Source organism: Nitrogeniibacter aestuarii (assembly GCF_017309585.1).
Lineage (GTDB): Bacteria > Pseudomonadota > Gammaproteobacteria > Burkholderiales > Rhodocyclaceae > Nitrogeniibacter > Nitrogeniibacter aestuarii.
Genome location: NZ_CP071321.1, coordinates 2,310,134 through 2,326,412, shown reverse-complemented (window position 1 = coordinate 2,326,412; position 16,279 = coordinate 2,310,134). Strand labels below are relative to the sequence as shown.

The window sequence follows — 16,279 nt, the reverse complement described above, 5'->3', positions numbered from 1 at the left end:
TCACGACACGGACGCTTACGTTCGGCGAAACAGGCCCGTGCTAAACTCGGCGATCCACCAGATACCCGAACATCATGCAAGTTCAGCTTGTCATTCCCGGTTTGATGTGGCCCAGCGAGCAAGCACGTGGCTACGCCGATGCCCTGCATCTGCCGGCACTCACGACGCTTCTTGGCCGCGCCAGCGTCACGCGAAACGCGCCGGCAAGTCCCGAGCGGTGTCTTTCGAGTGTGTTCGGACTGGACAGCAGCACCTTCGCAGACGCCCCCCTGCGACGGCTTGGCGAAGAAGACGGCTTACGCACCACCGAGCCCCTGCTGTGTGCCGACCCCACCCACCTGCACTTTTCACGTGATCACCTCCTGCTTGCCGACGCCAGCGAACTGGAGATCCACCCGGACGAGGCCGCGGCACTGGTCGCTGCGCTGAACGACACCTTTGCCGACGTCGGCCACTTCGAGGGCGTCACGCCAACTCATTGGTACCTGGCCCCAAAAGGCAACCCTCAGGTCCGCTTTGCCAGCCTTGGCGATGCCACCAGCCGTCCGGTGGCCTTTTTCATGCCCGAAGGCGATGACGCCAGGCTCTGGGAGCGCACCGCCAACGAAATTCAGGTGTTCCTGCACAATCACGCCATCAATGCCGAGCGCGAGCGCCGGGGGCTGCGTGCCATCAACAGTGTGTGGTTCTGGGGGCTTGGCTGTTTGCCCGGCATGCTCGAGGCGCCGGCTCAGCTGCTGGTCATGAGTTCCACTCATGGCCGAGGTCTGGCCCGTGCCGCCGGCCTCGAGCCCGTCGAAGCGGCCCGCTGGTCCGACCTGCCCCCCGCCGACAGTGTATTGCTCGAACTCGACATGCTGCTGGGACCCAGCCGCTATATGGATATCAGCCGCTGGCACGATGCGCTGCACCGACTGGAGACCGACTGGTGCGCCCCCGTGCTCGACGCACTGAGGTCACGCCGGATCAGTCGCCTGGTCATCACCTTGCCCGATGAGCGCGGCAGCCGGGAACTGAACCTCACACCCACCCGTTTGCTCCAGTTCTGGCGTAAAGTCGAGTCCCTCGAAGCTTTCACCATCCTGCAGTACCTATGATCCGTATCGAGCCACGTGCGGTCGACGCCCAATGTGCGCGCCGTCTCGCCAACGAGGGCATCCACCCAGCGCTTGCCCGCATCTATGCCGCCCGGGGCATCCGCCAGTCACAAGAACTTGATGACGCGGTCACCGGCCTGATCCCGCCCGACCGACTGCTCGGCACCGACGAGGCTGCCATCATGCTGGCCGATGCCATCGAGGCCGGTTCGCGCATGCTGATCGTGGCCGACTACGATTGCGATGGCGCCACCGCGTGCGCTGTCGGTGTGCGGGGCCTGCGCGCCATGGGCGCCACCGTCGATTACCTCGTGCCGAATCGTTTCGAATACGGCTATGGCCTGACCCCGGCTATCGTCGAACTGGCGGCCGCCCGCCAGCCGGAGCTCATCATCACCGTCGACAACGGGATCGCCAGCGTCGACGGTGTTGCCGCAGCGCAGATGCTCGGCATCGGTGTGCTGGTCACCGACCACCACCTGCCCGGTGACGAGTTGCCCGAAGCAGACGTGATCGTCAATCCCAACCAGCCAGGCTGCACCTTCCCGAGCAAGGCACTCGCGGGCGTCGGCGTCATGTTCTACACGCTGCTCGCCCTGCGCGCCGAACTGCGCGAACGTGGCGCCTTCGCCGATGGCAAGGGCCCGAATCTGGCGGATCTGCTGGATCTGGTCGCACTGGGCACGGTCGCCGACGTGGTGCCCCTCGATCGCAACAACCGCATCCTCGTCTCCCAGGGGCTTGCGCGCATGCGGGCCGGACGCATGTGTGCCGGCGTCAAGGCGCTGTTCGCCGCTGCCGGTCGCGAGCCGTCGCGTGCCAGCACCTTCGATATGGGTTTCGGGTTGGGGCCACGTCTCAATGCCGCCGGCCGACTGGCCGACATGCATCTGGGCATCGAATGCCTGGTGTCGGACGACATGGCCCATGCGCTCAATATTGCCCAGGAGCTCGATCGCCTCAACCGGGAACGGCGCTCGATCGAAGGCGAGATGCAGGAAGATGCCCTGCTCAGCCTCGAGTCGTTCACCCCCGGCGAACACGCCAGCATCTGCCTGTTCGAAAGCGACTGGCACCAGGGGGTGATCGGTATCGTCGCCGGTCGCATCAAGGAGCGCTTCCACCGCCCCACCATCGCATTCGCGCCCGGTGACGATGGCCAGATCAAGGGTTCGGGACGGTCGATCCCCGGCCTGCATCTGCGCGACGCACTCGATCTGGTCAGCAAGCAGATGCCCGATCTGATTCTCAAGTTCGGTGGCCATGCCATGGCCGCCGGCCTGACCATTCGCGAAGAAGACTTCGAGCGTTTCAAGGCGACCTTCGACGCGGTGGTCACCGCGCTGATCGATCCGGCAGATCTGACGCGCCGGATCGAAACCGACGGCGCGCTTGAGTCCGGCTACATGACGCTCGAGATGGCCCGCCAGCTGGAGCAGTCCATCTGGGGACAGGGTTTCCCGGCGCCCGTCTTTGACGATGTCTTCACCGTTGAAAACCAGCGTCTGCTCAAGGACAAGCACCTCAAGCTGGCACTGCGCAAAGGCAACGCCCGCTTCGATGCCATCTTCTTCAACCATGCCGAGCCCGCGCCCGCGACCGTACGCGCTGCGTATCGCCTGTCGATCAACGAATACAACGGCGTGTCGTCCGTCCAGCTGATGCTCGAACATCTGGAGCCTGCATGACCCAGACGCTCAAACTCTCGGTCCGCGTATTCGTCGACGACACGATCGCCCTGGGGCCGGGCAAGCTCTCGCTGCTCGAATCCATTGCAGACAACGGTTCCATTTCCGCTGCCGCCCGTGCCATGGGCATGTCCTATGCACGCGCCTGGCGTCTGGTCGACGACATGAACCGCTGCTTCAAGACCCCGTTGGTGATCACCGCCAGCGGTGGCAAGCACGGGGGCGGTGCACGGGTCACCGACGAGGGCCGGCAGATGCTCTCGGTGTATCGGGAGATGCAGGCCCGGGTCAGGGAAGCTGCTGCGGACGGTTACGCCCGGATTCAACCCCTGTTGCGCGAACACACCGAAGACTGACCCGGGCATGCATCTGCATGCGGTCAATGAGATCGACCGGCCCATTCGGTGTTCCGCCATGCCCTGCAAGTCAGAACCTGACCGTCATCGGACGCGATGCGATGCCTGGCCGGGTGATGCGCCATATCCTTAAAAAACAGCCAGGCGCGCCCGGCCGCTCGCGTCACTCACGAGCGAATGCGCGCCAGGTGGTGATGCCGGCGGCTACGTTCGCTGCCTTCCCCATGGCGGGTTGCCGACATGCGTGCCAATGCGGTCGCCACACGGTGATTGATCGTCTGTACCGGGATGACCCCCTTGATGTCGGGCACCCCGGCCGGCATGCCGGTCAGAATGCTCAGGGCTTCGTCAGCCGTCTCGGCCGCATACACCGAGAACCGACCTTCGCGCGCGGCCTCGACCACATCGGGGCGTAACATCAGATGGCGCATGTTCGCCTTCGGGATCACCACGCCTTGCTCGCCAGTCAGGCCGCGGGCAACGCAAAGATCGAAGAAGCCCTCGATCTTTTCATTGACGCCGCCAATGGCCTGCACCGTGCCGAACTGATTGACCGAACCGGTCACCCCCAAGGCCTGGGAAATGGGCACATCGGCCAGGGCTGACATGAGCGCGCACAGCTCGGCCAGCGAAGCGGAGTCGCCCTCGACCGGTGCGTAGGACTGCTCGAAAACAAGGCTGGCGTTCAGTGACAGGGGCTGGTGGCGTGAGAACCGGGAGGCCAGAAACGCCGACAGAATGAACACGCCTTTCGAGTGGATTGCCCCGCCCAGTTCGGTTTCGCGCTCGATATCGACCACATCACCCTCGCCGACCCGGGCCGTTGCGGTGATGCGGGCAGGCTGCCCGAAGCGCTCGCCGGCCAGCTCGATGACGACCAGGGCATTGATCTGCCCCACGCGCCGCCCCTCGGTGGCAATGAGCACCGTGCCATCCAGCATGGACTCGAGCACGTTCCCCGGATAGCGGTCGAAACGTCGGCGGCGTGCCGCCAGTGCCGCGGTCACATGCTCAGCATCGATCATGTCGGCACCGGCGCGACGCGCGTGGTAGTCAGCCTCGCGCAGCAGATCGGCCAGCACACGGGTCTGAAGCGACAGCCTGTGCGCATCTTCCGCCAGCCGTGCGCCCTCTTCCACCATCCGGGCCAGTGCATCGGCCGTCAGCGGCATCAGAACGGCAGCCTGCGCCAGGGCCGTGAGCAGGCGGACGTAGTGGTGCTCGTTCTCGGGGCTGCGCGGCATGTCGTCATCGAAGTCGGCGACGACCTTGAACAGATCCGGGAAGTCCCCATCGAACTCATGGAGCATGTGAAAGCTGTCCCGATCGCCCACCAGCACCACCTTGAGCTCGCAGGGAATCGGTTCCGGGCTGAGCGTGACCGCGCCGCTCCAGCTTTGCGATTCGGCCGGTGGCTCGATCCGGATTTCGCGACTGCGCAAGGCGCGCTTGAGCCCTTCCCATGCGTAGGGCTGGGCAAACAGGCGGTTGGCATCGAGCACCAGATATCCCCCATTGGCCTGATGCAGTGCCCCGGCTCGGATCAGGTTGAAATTGCTGACCGACCCGCCGAGGCGTGAAACGTGCTCGATACGACCGATCAGATGGCCAAATCCCGGATTGTCCTCGAAGACCACGGGTGCCCCGGTTTGGCCCGAGTGATCGACCAGCACGTTCACCTGATAGCGGTGATAGCGCAGTGCCACCTCATCCTCTTCGCCATCGTCGGCACCCGGCACGCCGTCGACCCATTCGTCACCACGCACGACCAGGTCATCGCGCACGGCGCGCAGGAAAGCGAGGACGTTCTCCAAGCCGGCGTAGGCCGCCATCAGGGGCTTGAGAAGGTTATCCACCGCCGGACTCAGGGCGTCGCGCGTGGATCGGTCGATCCCGGCCTGCAACTCGGCGCGCCATTGCGGAAATGTCTCGAGCAAGGTCTGCAACTGGGCGGTGAATTCGGCCACCTTGCGTTCGATCTGCGCTTTTTCAGCGTCATCCAGTGCGTCATAGGCTTCCGGCTCCAGCGGACGCCCCTGCTGAACCGGCGCAAAAACGAACCCCTCCGCGGTGCGCAGCAGCGACAGCCCCTCGCTCTCGCTGGCGTGGCCCAGGTCGCGCAAGGCAGCGTCTTCGCGCGTTTTGTTCGCCGCCTCCAGGGCCTCGACACGGCCCGTGTAGTTCTCCGCGCCCAGCGCGGCATCCACGGCCGGGCCGATGGCCCGCAGCAAGGCGGCCATATCACTACGCAAGCGGGACGCCACACCCGCCGGCACGCTCAGCAACCTGGGCGAGAACACATCATCAAAGTTGTGCACGTAGCACAGATCGGGGGGTACCGGCTGGGTCGCAGCGACCCGGTTCAGCATCTGGGAGACGGTCACATGACGCCCGGTGCCCGGCTCTCCCATCACGAACACGTTGTAGCCGGGCTGGCGCATAGAAAGACCGAAATCCAGCGCTTCTGTCGCGCGCCCCTGCCCCGGGACCAGATGGACGGGCGTCAGCGCGCCGGAAGACGTCACCCCGAGCGCTGCCGGATCGCAACGCAGGCGCAGGTTATCGGGGTCGACAGCGGTTACCGTCTGGGCTGCAGGTTCAGTCACTTGATGCACTTGTAAAGTCATTGTTGCCGCGATCATCGCTTGCCGGCCCGTGCAGCACAAGTCGCGCCCATGTCAGCACTTCGGGCTTGTAAGACTTTCGTTGTAATAAATGATATGTAAGCTTCGCGCCCCGATTCATGTGACTCAAACAGCGCGTATGCCCAGATCTCTCCGTTTCCTGCTTTGTCTGACCTGTCTGATTTCAGTCCCTGCGATCGTGTTCGCCTCGGACGCGCCGATCCGGGGCGCCGGATCTTCTGCAGCGAAATACGTTTATCAGGCCTGGGGCCAGCGCTTTCTGGCGCAGACCGGCATCGCCCTTGAATACGAGGCCGTGGGCTCCTCGGAAGGCATCCGTCGGATCATCGACCGCAAGGTGCAATTCGGTGCCAGCGATGTCGCGCCGGATCAGACCGTCCTCGATCAACAGTCGCTCGTGCTCGTGCCCACTGTGGTGACCGGCGCAGTGCCGGTGGTGAATCTTCCCGATCTGACCGGCGTGCGCCTGAAGCTCGATGGCCCGACGCTCGCCGCCATCTTCAGTGGGGACATCGTTCGTTGGGATGCGCCGGGCATCGCAGCCCTGAATACGGACATCCAGCTGCCAGCCTTGCCGATTCACCCCGTCGCACGCGCCGATGGCTCCGGCACAACACATAACTTCACCGACTACCTGTCCAAGGTCAGTCCTCAGTGGCGCGACGCTTTCGGCACGGGGAAACAGATCCTCTGGGCCGAGGGCGTCGCCACTGCCAAGGGGAGCGGTGGCGTGGTGTCTGCGCTCCAGCGCACACCGGGTGGCATCACCTACGTGGACCACAGTTACGTGCTCAAGCATGATCTGACGCCCGTCACCATGCGCAACAAGGACGGTCGTTTCGTCGCCCCGGCAACCGAGACGTTTCGCAGTGCGCTGATGAACAGCCCCTGGCAGACCGCCGGCGATTTCAGCCAGACCCTCACCGACATGCCGGGCGCCGAGAGCTGGCCGATCACCATGGGTACCTTTGTGCTGTTGCCGCGCACGATCGGCGAGCATGAAGCCGGGCGCGACATCGTGCGTTTCTTCCTGTGGGCGTTCATGAACGGGGATGCGCTGGCAGCCGAAGCCGACTTTGTGCGTCTGCCCGATCCAGTACAGGCCAAGGCGTACAAGGCCTTGGCTTCGATCCGTGACGGGGCAGGTAACGTGCTCGCCTACGACGCCCTCGCCAAATAGGGACCGCGGCGTCGACGAGGCGCCTGCCGGGGCATTGCTTCGGGTACAATCCAAGGCTTTTGCCGATTTCACGGAGCCCAAATCATGGACGCAGAACGCATCAACGATATCGCCGACACGCTGCGCGACCTCAAGCGTCGCGGGCAGGAACTACGGAGGTATCTTTGACTACGATGAAAAGTCATCGAAGCTCGAAGAAGTCAACGTCGCGCTAGAAGACCCTGAGGTCTGGAACGACGCCCAACGCGCCCAGGATCTGGGCAAGGAAAAGAAAATGCTCGAAGGCGTCGTGCTGACGCTGGATGAAGTCGAGCAACAGTCGAACGATCTGCTCGAACTGTTCGAGATGGCCGAGGCCGAAGACGACGACGACACCCTCGAGTCGATCGAGGGCGACATGGCCAAGTTGCAGGAACTGGTCGGCGAACTCGAATTCCGCCGCATGTTCTCCAACCCCATGGACGAAAACGCCTGCTTCATCGAGATCCAGGCGGGCGCCGGTGGTACCGAGGCGCAGGACTGGGCCGGCATGCTCGAGCGCATGTACCTGCGCTACTGCGAGCGCAAGGGCTTCACGACCGAACTGCTCGAAGAATCCGAGGGCGAAGTGGCCGGCATCAAGGGCGCGACCATCAAGGTGACGGGCGAGTACGCCTACGGCTTCCTGCGCACGGAGACGGGCATTCACCGCCTCGTGCGCAAATCGCCGTTCGACTCAAACGCCCGTCGTCACACCAGCTTCTGCTCTGTGGTGATCTATCCGGAAGTGGATGACTCGATCGAGATCGACATCAACCCGTCCGACGTGCGCACCGACACCTACCGTGCCTCCGGTGCGGGTGGTCAGCACATCAACAAGACCGACTCCGCCGTGCGTCTGACGCACGAGCCGACCGGCATTGTCGTGCAGTGTCAGAACGACCGCTCCCAGCACCGCAACCGCGACGAAGCCTGGAAGATGCTCAAGGCACGCCTGTATGAACTCGAACTGCGCAAGCGCCAGACCGAGCAGCAGGCAGTGGAAGACGCCAAGAGTGACATCGGCTGGGGTCACCAGATCCGCTCCTATGTGCTGGACCAATCCCGCATCAAGGATCTGCGCACCAGTCATGAGGTCGGCAACACCCAGAGCGTGCTCGACGGCGATCTGGACGGCTTCATCGAAGCCAGCCTGAAGCAAGGCGTCTGATCGTCCGCTCGGCAATGACCGATCAGGATTTCGCCGACTATCTGGCCCCGGGTTATGTGGCTGACGACGTGCCGGAACTGTCGGCACTCGCCGCCGCGCGCCCGGTGGTCGGCACCTTCATTTCCCTCTTCCGCGGCACCGAGGCGGAGGTGCTGTTGCGCCTGCTGGTGTTGCGGGAAATCGGCCATGACACCGACAGCCCGCGCTGGTCGCCCGACGCCCTGCGCCGGCGCTTCGCCTACCTGGATGCGGTCAAGCTCGAGACCGTGCTCAAGCGACTGCGCGAGCACAACCTGCTGAGCTTCGGCGACGACGGTCACTACCACCTCTCCGACCCGGGCCGGAATGCGGTGGCGGCGCTGGGCATGCTGCTGCGCTTCGACGATACCGAAGACGCCGAGCTGGGCTTCCTCACCGCACAGCTCGCGGGCCTGCAGGCCACCGGCTCGGTCAATGCCGAAGCGCTCGGACACCTGCTCTCCAAGCTCAATGACCTGACCCTGCATTTCGAAGACGCCATCGCCTCCGGCTCGGAGTTTCGCATTGTCGAATCGCGCCAGCGCCTGTCGGCCAACGGCAAGTGGCTCGATCGCGGTACCGAGATCCTGCGCCAGTTGCTGGCCGATCCGGAGGCCCCGTTCGATGTGGCCCGTATCGCCCAGCGCATTGGTCTGGCGCAATCGCGGCTGGCCCGGGTTGATGCTGCGTTTCAACGCGCCCTCAACAAGATCGAAACCCAGCGGGTCACGCTCGGAAGTTCGGGCATTTCGTCCAGTGACGTCGGCCTGTGGCTGCGCCGGCAGAATGCCGACACGCTGCTCGCCATGGCGCAGGACGCCATCACCGACACGGCCGATCTTCGTCTGCTGGCCGGTGGTCACGAATTGCTCGACCGCGCCGAGGTCGCCCTGTGCGATATCGAACGCAGCCAGGCGCAGTCCGTCGAAATGCCGCCGCCCGATGCCGCGCCCGCGGCTGATCGCCCCGAGGAGGAAGACCTGCGACTGCTCACCCACTTCACCGGCCGTCTGAACACCTTGCGGGAAGACGCCCCGCTGCACGACCTGATCGGCGGCGGCGGTTTTCACCATGCGGCCTATCGCATGTCGCTGCTGGCCATGCTGGCCGATGCCTCGGGCACGTCCGAAGAAGGCCCGGTGGGCGAGTTCCTCAAGATCCCGATGGACGTGATCTTCGAGGACACGCTGGTCGATGTGGGCGCCGACGAGATTGCCCGCATGACCCGTGGCATCGTGCGCCCACGCACCTCCAACATTAACGATTGACTGCGAGTCGAGTCCGATCCATGGAACACGAAATCCGCGCCCTCACCGCCCGCCTCATCGCCCAGCGCTGGTTGCCGCGCAAAGACCCGATGGTGCGCCGCGCACTGGTGGACGAAACCTTCCGTGCCGAGCTCGAAAGCCGCCTGGCGAGCGTCGGCCTGCATCTGCTCGACAACCCGTATGCCGCGCATGTGGCCGTCGGCCTGACACCGGAAGCGCTCGAACCCACCTTCGGCGCCGGCCGCGAGTACCAGGCCAGCAACATGGGGCTGACACGAGACGAAGTGGCCCTGCTCGTGGTGCTGTGGGCGCTGATCATCCTGCCCAAGCGGGAGCGTCAGGTCACCCGGCAGAACCTGGCCAACGAAGGTCAGGAGGAACTGTTCGCCACCGAGCAACCGGTTGCACATGGCGCGGAAGTCTCTGCCGCAGTGTCGGAGGCGTCGATCATTGCTGATTTCGGCCCACGCCTGGGCGGCAAGACCAAGGTGCGCAACTTCATGCTCGGCAAGCTCGCGCGCCTGGGCTTCATCGAGCGGCGCAACAACATGATTCTTGAAGGCCCCTTGCTCGATGTGGCGCTGGACTATCGCCTCATGGCGGACCGCATCATTCACGGCACCCTGGCCGAAGTGCTGGCCGATGCCGGCCATCCGGTGCCCGAAGATGACGCCTTCAGCAAGGTGCAGGCAGAAGAACTCGAAGACGAAGAACTGGCCGACGACGAGGGCGCGTACTGAACGCCCCTCATTGGCATCCGAGCTGAGACAGAGACACGATGTTTCACATCAAACAGATTGAACTGGTCCACTGGGACTACTGGCGCCGTTTCACCCTGCCGCTGGACGCCCAGATCATCACGATCGTGGGCCCCAACGGTTCGGGCAAGACCACCCTGCTCGATGCGCTGCGAACGCTCTTTGCCCTGCGCTGTTCCGGCAAGCGCGATTTCCGCCGCTATGTGCGCCGCGCCGACCGCAGCTTTGCCTGGATTCGTGCCACTGTCGACAACCAGCCCGGCGCCACCGGCCGACGACCGTTCTTTCCGTGCATGGACGACGTGGTCACCCTCGCCTGCCGCATTCGCAAGGGCAGCGGGGAATGGACCCGTGACTACACCATCGTCGATGGCGACATGCCCATCGAAGCGCTTGAGCAGGACAATGACTGGATCGGCCTGCGCGACTATCAGAGCCGGCTGGCCGCTGGCGGACTCACGCCCGCGATCTCCAAAGTGCTGGCGCTGGAGCAAGGCGACACCGACAAGCTGTGCGAGTACTCCCCAAAGGCGCTGCTCGAACTGGTCTTCGATGTGTTCGGCGACAAGGAAGTGCTGGACAACTACGACATCGCCCGCGAAGAGCAGCAGAACGCCGAGCGCGAACTCGAAAGCCTCGGGGTCGATCTCGACCGCCTGCGCGCCCAGGCCGAGGCCAAACGGCTTGAGGCCGATCGTTTTCTGGAGTGGAAACAGCTCAACGACGAAGTCTCTGCACTCGATAGCGAGATCATTCCGCGCCTTGAAGCGCACGAGCTACGTCGCGACATCAGCGCCGAGCGCACACAACTTCGCAGCATGGACGGCGAACGCCGCGACCGCCAGCGCGGTTTGGCCGAGGCCAGAAGCCGGATCACCCAGGTCGAAGCGGAACGCGCCCATGAAGAATCCGCGCGCAACCGCGCCCGGAGTCGGTTTCTCGATGTCGAAAAGGCGCATCTGGAAGCCCACGACCGGGTCCGCGACATCGAGCGCGTGCTTGCCGAGCGCGATCGCCTGCGCGAGTTGCTGGCCCGTGAAGACGGCGCCGACGCTGTCAAGCTCGAGGCCGAGCACGAGCAGGCCGAAGCGGCACTGTCCGCCCTGCGCGCTCAGGAACGCGAGCTGATCGCCCGGTTCGAAACGGCCAAGGATGCCCTGGTCACCGCGCGCGAGCGTCGCGGCGCACCCACGGACCCGGAAGTGCGCGCGTTTCGCGAGCTGCTGACGCGTGAGGGCATTGCCCACCGCGCCCTGTCGGAAATCATCGAAGTGACCGACGTGAAATGGCAGGCCGCCATCGAGGCGGTCCTGCGCCCCTATCGTTTCGTGATCCTGCTCGAAAACCCGGGCGACCGGCATCAGGCCTGGGCCCTGGGCGAGCGCGAGCGCTTCCGCCACTTCGTTGTGGCCGACTGCGAACCGCCACCGCCGGCAGAGCGTGGCTCGCTGGCTGAAGTGGTGCGCTTTGCCGATGATGCACCACGCTGGTTGCCCGATGTCCTCAACCGCATCCAGCGGGTCGAAGACGCCGCCGAAGGCAGCGCCCTCTCTCGTGACGCCGAATGGATCACCCGCGACGGCTATCATCGGGAGCGTCGCGGTGCCCGTCACCTGGGCCGACCGCGCGAATTCCATTTCGGCGAGCTGGCCCGACAGGTGCGCATCGAGCAACTCGAAGCCGAAGTGGCCGAACTGGACAAGGCGCTCTCGCCCATCCGCCCGCAGATGGATGCCCTGCGCGAACAGCTCAACGGCTTGCGCAGTCAGTTGCTCGGCCTGAGTGCCGCACCACAGCTCGCGGCGCGGGCTGAAGCTTTCGCCGATGCCGAGAATGCCCTGCCCGGCGCCAAACGCGCGTTGACCGAGGCCATCGAGGCGCGCACGAATCTTCAGGGCGAACTCGATGCCGTCGGCGAGCGCCTGAGCGGCATCCAGATCGAACTGGAGCGCCGTCAGCGCGAACTGACCACCCATGAACAGCGCATCAACGAGTTGTCCGCCGACCACGCACCCCGCCGTCAGGCCCAGGCCAATCGCATCGTCCGTTACCGTCGTCTGCGACGTGGCATGCCGCTGGCCTGGAAGCGAGGTGAAGGCATCGAAGCGCTCAGCGAACGGTACGGTGACGCCCGTGGCGCTCGTGCCGAGGCCGAGCGACTGCGCCAGCGGCTGGAGCACGGAGAATGGGTCGTCGATGCGACGGTGCTGACCCTGCGCGACCGCCTGCTCGACGATCTCGATCAGCGCGAACGCGACTACCTGACGCGTCAGGGCTACTGCGCCACCGCGCGCCGCCATTCTGACGAAGCCCGCGCTGCCTACATCGCCAAGCTGCGCGCCACCGTCCGTCAGTACGGCAAGAACCTCAAGGCCCTCGGCGAGCTGGCCCATGTCGGTGTCGATTGTCCGGCCCCCATTCTGGACAACGACGACGCCTCGCTATCACGCGCCGGTCTTGAGGTGCGCTTCGATTTCGACCGCAAGGGGGCCGTCGGCCTGAACGATGGAGAAGCCTCGGGCGGGCAGCAGGTGATGAAATCGCTCATCCTGCTCATTGCCCTGCTCATGGACGAAGCCCGTCCGGGGGGCTTCGTCTTCATCGACGAACCGTTCGCCCATCTGGATGTGGCCAACATCGACCGGGTCGGCACCTTCCTGCGCGCCACGCGTGCCCAGTACCTGATCACCACCCCGGTGACGCACAACGCCAACGTGTTCGCACCGGCGCAGCTCACGCTGGTGACGCGCAAGAAGCCGCCAGCCACCGACTGGGCACCGCCCATCGGGGTCTTGCAGCGTCAGATCGATTGATTGATTGAGCGCCGGGCTCAGAAGAAAATGTCGGCGTCCTGCTGCGCAGTGGTCTTGGGCAGTATTTTCAGTGCGCCTTCCATCACCAGCTGGTCAAAGCTGCACACCTGATTGCGGCCGTGGTCTTTGGCGTAATAGAGCGCTTCGTCTGCGCGCCCGAGCAGTTCAGCGGGCGTGAGACGGTCGTCCACGAAGGCCAAGCCGATCGAACAGGTCACGCGACCGACCTGCGGAAACTCGTAATTCTCGACTGAAGCGCGGAAACGCTCGAAGATCGACTCGGCCGCGTCCTCGGGCGCATGCCGGAGCATCACCACGAACTCCTCCCCACCGAAGCGGAACAGCGTGTCTTCGGTGCGAAAGGCCTTGCGCATGCAATCGGCGAGGCGAATGAGCACCTCATCGCCGAACAGGTGACCGAAGTTGTCGTTGATCTGCTTGAAATGGTCGATGTCGACAATGGCAAGCCAGCATGGATTCTTGGTTTCCCGGCGCCGACGGTCCTGATTGGTGTTCCGCTGACTTTCGGCCAGCATCAGCAGGCGCTCGAACTGGTCATCGAAGGTCTTGCGATTGAGCAGCCCGGTGAGCGTGTCGAGGTTCGCGTATTCCCACAGGGCGATCAGATGTTCGAAGGTTCTGACCAGCGTCACCAGGGCTTGCAGAACGCGGGTGCTGGGGGAGACCAGTGTGCGGATTTCGAGCAGCCAGCTGACCCGCTCACCGTTGGACACGGGCAGCACGACCCGGTCCGCATGGACGCCCGTACCGCGATACCAGGGGGCTTTCGAATCGATGGCACAGGCCAGAAACGGATCGGCAGGCAATGCGCCTTCAGCCACATTGTCGCGCCACATTCCGCCCTGATCCTCGTGGATCGACCAACCCACCGGCACCAGACTGTGCGCGTCGACCGATGGCCGAACCGAATACAGCAGCGTGGCGCTGGCACCCAGCGCCGCCCTCACCCAGATACAGAGTTCGCGAAAAAGATCACTCCGGTCCCGGCGGGCCGACATCTGTTCGGCGGCGCTGAGCAAATCAAGAATGACACGCGTCTGGTTGAGATTCATGGGCTCGTATACTGAGTATGACTTCTGAGTTATCGGCGTTTGTGCCAATAAATAGAGGCTTTTTCACCCTTGGCGCCACGATATGCGAAAATTACGCGTTTCTCGCGGCCAACGGGCTGCGTATCAATTTTCGACGTACAAGAGCACTTCATGTCCGAGACCAATTCAACCCCCGCCCAGAATGAAAACCACCTGATCGCCGAACGCCGCGAAAAGCTGCGCGCCTGGCGTGAGAGCGGCAAGGCCTATCCCAACGATTTCTCCCGCGAAAACATCGCACGCAAGCTCGATGAACTCTACGCTGACAAGAGCCGTGAGGAGCTCGAAGGCACGCCGGTGGAAGTCCGCGTGGCCGGTCGCATCATGCTCAAGCGCGTCATGGGCAAGGCCAGCTTTGCCACCATCCAGGATCTGTCCGGCCGCATCCAGCTCTATGTGAGCAACCAGGGCGTCGGTGAAGACGTGCATGGCGACTTCAAGCATTGGGACATCGGTGACATCGTCGGCGCCGTCGGTACGCTCTTCAAGACCAAGACCGGCGAGCTGACCATCAACTGTTCGGAAATCCGTCTGCTCTCGAAGAACCTGCGCCCGCTGCCGGAGAAGTTCCACGGCCTGACCGATCAGGAAACCAAGTACCGCCAACGCTACCTCGATCTGATCATGAACGAGGAGTCACGCTTCACCTTCGTGGCCCGTTCGCGCATGGTGCAATCGATCCGCAACTACATGGTGCACGCCGGCTTCCTGGAAGTCGAAACACCGATGATGCACCCGATTCCCGGCGGTGCGGCAGCCAAGCCGTTCACAACCCACCACAACGCACTCGACATGGAACTGTTCCTGCGCATTGCGCCGGAGCTCTATCTCAAGCGTCTGGTGGTGGGCGGTTTCGAGAAGGTCTTCGAGGTCAACCGCAACTTCCGCAACGAAGGCCTCTCGCCGCGCCACAATCCCGAATTCACCATGATGGAGTTCTACGAGGCGTATGCGAACTACCACACCCTCATGGACTTCACCGAAGGCCTGATCCGTCACTCTGCCCGCGAGGCCCTCGGCACCGAAGTGTTCGAATACCAGGGACGCGTGCTCGACCTGTCGAAGCCCTTCCATCGTCTGACGATCGTCGAGGCCATCCGCAAGCATCACCCCGGCTTTACCGAAGAGCAGCTCAAGGACACCGACTTCCTCAAGCAGAAGATCAAGGACTTCGGCGAGAGCATCAAGCCGGGTGGCCTGGGCAGCCTGCAACTGCAACTGTTCGAAGCATGCGCAGAGGCTGAGACCTGGGAGCCGACCTTCATCATCGACTATCCGGTTGAAGTCAGCCCCTTGGCACGTGCCTCGGACACCAACCCGGAAATCACCGAGCGCTTCGAGCTGTTCATCGTCGGGCGCGAAATCGCCAACGGTTTCTCGGAGCTGAACGACCCGGAAGATCAGGCCGCACGTTTCCGTGCCCAGGTCGAAGCCAAGGATGCGGGCGACGAAGAAGCCATGTTCTACGACGCCGACTATATCCGCGCGCTGGAGTACGGTATGCCCCCGACCGGCGGTTGCGGCATCGGTATCGACCGTCTGGTCATGTTGTTGACCGACAGCCCTGCCATTCGGGACGTGATCCTGTTCCCGCAGATGCGTCCGGAGTAAGCCGCAACGCAATGCAGATTCAACAGCTGCAGGTCTCGTTCGACGCGCGGGAGGACCGGCTCCTCCTACGCATCTCGACAGCCGAACGGGAAGAGATTCTTGTCGCACTCACGCGACGCCTGATCAAGGCCCTCTGGCCCTATCTCCAGAAAATGCTCAATGGGCATCTGGGTGGTGCCGACGCGCCGAAACCGATCGTGGCCTCCCCGGCCCCATCGAATGCCGCGCCGCCTCAGGATCTGGGCGCCGGCAGCTTCACCGAGCCCTATCAGGGTGACGATCTGTCTCATCCGCTGGGGCTGGCACCCGTGTTGGCCATGGAAAGTCGTCTCCAGCCCATCGATGGTCCTGCCTGTCGTATCTCGCTGGGTGAAATCAAGGCTCGCAAGGTCAGCTTCGATTGCGACAAGGACCTGATGCAGGCCTTCTGCGCCATGATCCGCGCCACGGTGGACAAAGCGGGATGGGACCTCGACCTCGACGCCCTCGCGGTGAACGAGAGCACCGAGGGCGCACCGGACGCCACGCCGACCCTGCACTGAGG

Annotated in this window: 12 protein-coding genes; 10 read left to right on the top strand and 2 right to left on the bottom strand. The window is 63.9% G+C overall.

Annotation, left to right across the window (positions count from 1 at the left end; genetic code table 11):
- Window positions 1–74: 74 nt before the first annotated feature.
- Genes J0W34_RS10650 through J0W34_RS10640 form a run of 3 tightly spaced genes read left to right on the top strand, consistent with a single transcriptional unit; the run spans window position 75 to window position 3,141 of the window.
- Window positions 75–1,097, top strand: coding sequence for a hypothetical protein (locus J0W34_RS10650; RefSeq protein ID WP_230971630.1), 1,023 nt, complete (start codon window positions 75–77; stop codon window positions 1,095–1,097).
- Window positions 1,094–2,785 carry a single-stranded-DNA-specific exonuclease RecJ gene (gene recJ / locus J0W34_RS10645; protein WP_230971629.1) on the top strand — a complete coding sequence of 564 codons (1,692 nt, stop codon included), beginning with the start codon at window positions 1,094–1,096 and terminating at the stop codon, window positions 2,783–2,785. The genes J0W34_RS10650 and recJ overlap by 4 nt, the downstream gene beginning before the upstream one ends.
- Window positions 2,782–3,141, top strand: a complete 360-nt coding sequence (locus tag J0W34_RS10640) for a winged helix-turn-helix domain-containing protein (protein ID WP_230971628.1) — start codon at window positions 2,782–2,784, stop codon at window positions 3,139–3,141. The genes recJ and J0W34_RS10640 overlap by 4 nt, the downstream gene beginning before the upstream one ends.
- A 167-nt stretch (window positions 3,142–3,308) precedes the next feature.
- Here the strand turns inward: J0W34_RS10640 and J0W34_RS10635 are convergent, their stop codons facing one another.
- Complete coding sequence (locus tag J0W34_RS10635) at window positions 3,309–5,747, bottom strand: Lon protease family protein (RefSeq protein WP_230971627.1); 2,439 nt, start codon at window positions 5,745–5,747, stop codon at window positions 3,309–3,311.
- 157 nt (window positions 5,748–5,904) lie between these two features.
- On the opposite strand from J0W34_RS10635, the gene pstS reads away from it, so the two are divergent.
- The 5 genes from pstS to J0W34_RS10610 all read left to right on the top strand — a co-directional run bounded on the left by pstS (window position 5,905) and on the right by J0W34_RS10610 (window position 13,012).
- The gene (pstS, locus tag J0W34_RS10630; RefSeq protein ID WP_230971626.1) at window positions 5,905–6,966 is read left to right on the top strand and encodes a phosphate ABC transporter substrate-binding protein PstS; all 1,062 of its coding nucleotides are present in this window, start codon (window positions 5,905–5,907) and stop codon (window positions 6,964–6,966) included.
- Window positions 6,967–7,050: 84 nt separating this feature from the next.
- Window positions 7,051–8,155 (top strand): peptide chain release factor 2 gene (prfB, locus tag J0W34_RS10625; protein WP_227814557.1). Its coding sequence is split into 2 segments (ribosomal slippage): window positions 7,051–7,131 and window positions 7,133–8,155, totalling 1,104 coding nucleotides; the frame shifts between segments, so codons are not numbered across the junction.
- A 14-nt stretch (window positions 8,156–8,169) separates the two neighbouring features.
- The gene (locus J0W34_RS10620) at window positions 8,170–9,441 is read left to right on the top strand and encodes a hypothetical protein (protein WP_227814558.1); all 1,272 of its coding nucleotides are present in this window, start codon (window positions 8,170–8,172) and stop codon (window positions 9,439–9,441) included.
- 20 nt (window positions 9,442–9,461) lie between these two features.
- Window positions 9,462–10,181: a hypothetical protein gene (locus J0W34_RS10615; RefSeq protein ID WP_227814559.1), complete on the top strand. Its 720-nt coding sequence runs from the start codon at window positions 9,462–9,464 to the stop codon at window positions 10,179–10,181.
- 38 nt (window positions 10,182–10,219) lie between these two features.
- The gene (locus tag J0W34_RS10610) at window positions 10,220–13,012 is read left to right on the top strand and encodes an AAA family ATPase (protein WP_227814560.1); all 2,793 of its coding nucleotides are present in this window, start codon (window positions 10,220–10,222) and stop codon (window positions 13,010–13,012) included.
- Between the two features lie 17 nt (window positions 13,013–13,029).
- Here the strand turns inward: J0W34_RS10610 and J0W34_RS10605 are convergent, their stop codons facing one another.
- Window positions 13,030–14,085 (bottom strand): GGDEF domain-containing protein, encoded by a 1,056-nt coding sequence (locus J0W34_RS10605; protein WP_227814561.1) that lies wholly within the window; start codon window positions 14,083–14,085, stop codon window positions 13,030–13,032.
- A 150-nt stretch (window positions 14,086–14,235) separates the two neighbouring features.
- Between J0W34_RS10605 and lysS the strand changes: the two genes are divergently transcribed.
- Together lysS and J0W34_RS10595 are read left to right on the top strand one after the other, a co-directional pair.
- Window positions 14,236–15,735 carry a lysine--tRNA ligase gene (gene lysS, locus J0W34_RS10600; RefSeq protein ID WP_230971625.1) on the top strand — a complete coding sequence of 500 codons (1,500 nt, stop codon included), beginning with the start codon at window positions 14,236–14,238 and terminating at the stop codon, window positions 15,733–15,735.
- 11 nt (window positions 15,736–15,746) lie between these two features.
- Window positions 15,747–16,277, top strand: coding sequence for a hypothetical protein (locus J0W34_RS10595; protein WP_230971624.1), 531 nt, complete (start codon window positions 15,747–15,749; stop codon window positions 16,275–16,277).
- The last annotated feature ends 2 nt before the right edge of the window (window positions 16,278–16,279 follow it).

Bases quoted from the DNA above. Each gene is read 5' to 3' on its own strand.
- J0W34_RS10650 (WP_230971630.1), top strand. From the start codon at position 75: ATGCAAGTTCAGCTTGTCATTCCCGGTTTGATGTGGCCCAGCGAGCAA.
- recJ (WP_230971629.1), top strand. From the start codon at position 1,094: ATGATCCGTATCGAGCCACGTGCGGTCGACGCCCAATGTGCGCGCCGT.
- J0W34_RS10640 (WP_230971628.1), top strand. From the start codon at position 2,782: ATGACCCAGACGCTCAAACTCTCGGTCCGCGTATTCGTCGACGACACG.
- pstS (WP_230971626.1), top strand. From the start codon at position 5,905: ATGCCCAGATCTCTCCGTTTCCTGCTTTGTCTGACCTGTCTGATTTCA.
- J0W34_RS10620 (WP_227814558.1), top strand. From the start codon at position 8,170: ATGACCGATCAGGATTTCGCCGACTATCTGGCCCCGGGTTATGTGGCT.
- J0W34_RS10615 (WP_227814559.1), top strand. From the start codon at position 9,462: ATGGAACACGAAATCCGCGCCCTCACCGCCCGCCTCATCGCCCAGCGC.
- J0W34_RS10610 (WP_227814560.1), top strand. From the start codon at position 10,220: ATGTTTCACATCAAACAGATTGAACTGGTCCACTGGGACTACTGGCGC.
- J0W34_RS10605 (WP_227814561.1), bottom strand. From the start codon at position 14,085: ATGAATCTCAACCAGACGCGTGTCATTCTTGATTTGCTCAGCGCCGCC.
- lysS (WP_230971625.1), top strand. From the start codon at position 14,236: ATGTCCGAGACCAATTCAACCCCCGCCCAGAATGAAAACCACCTGATC.
- J0W34_RS10595 (WP_230971624.1), top strand. From the start codon at position 15,747: ATGCAGATTCAACAGCTGCAGGTCTCGTTCGACGCGCGGGAGGACCGG.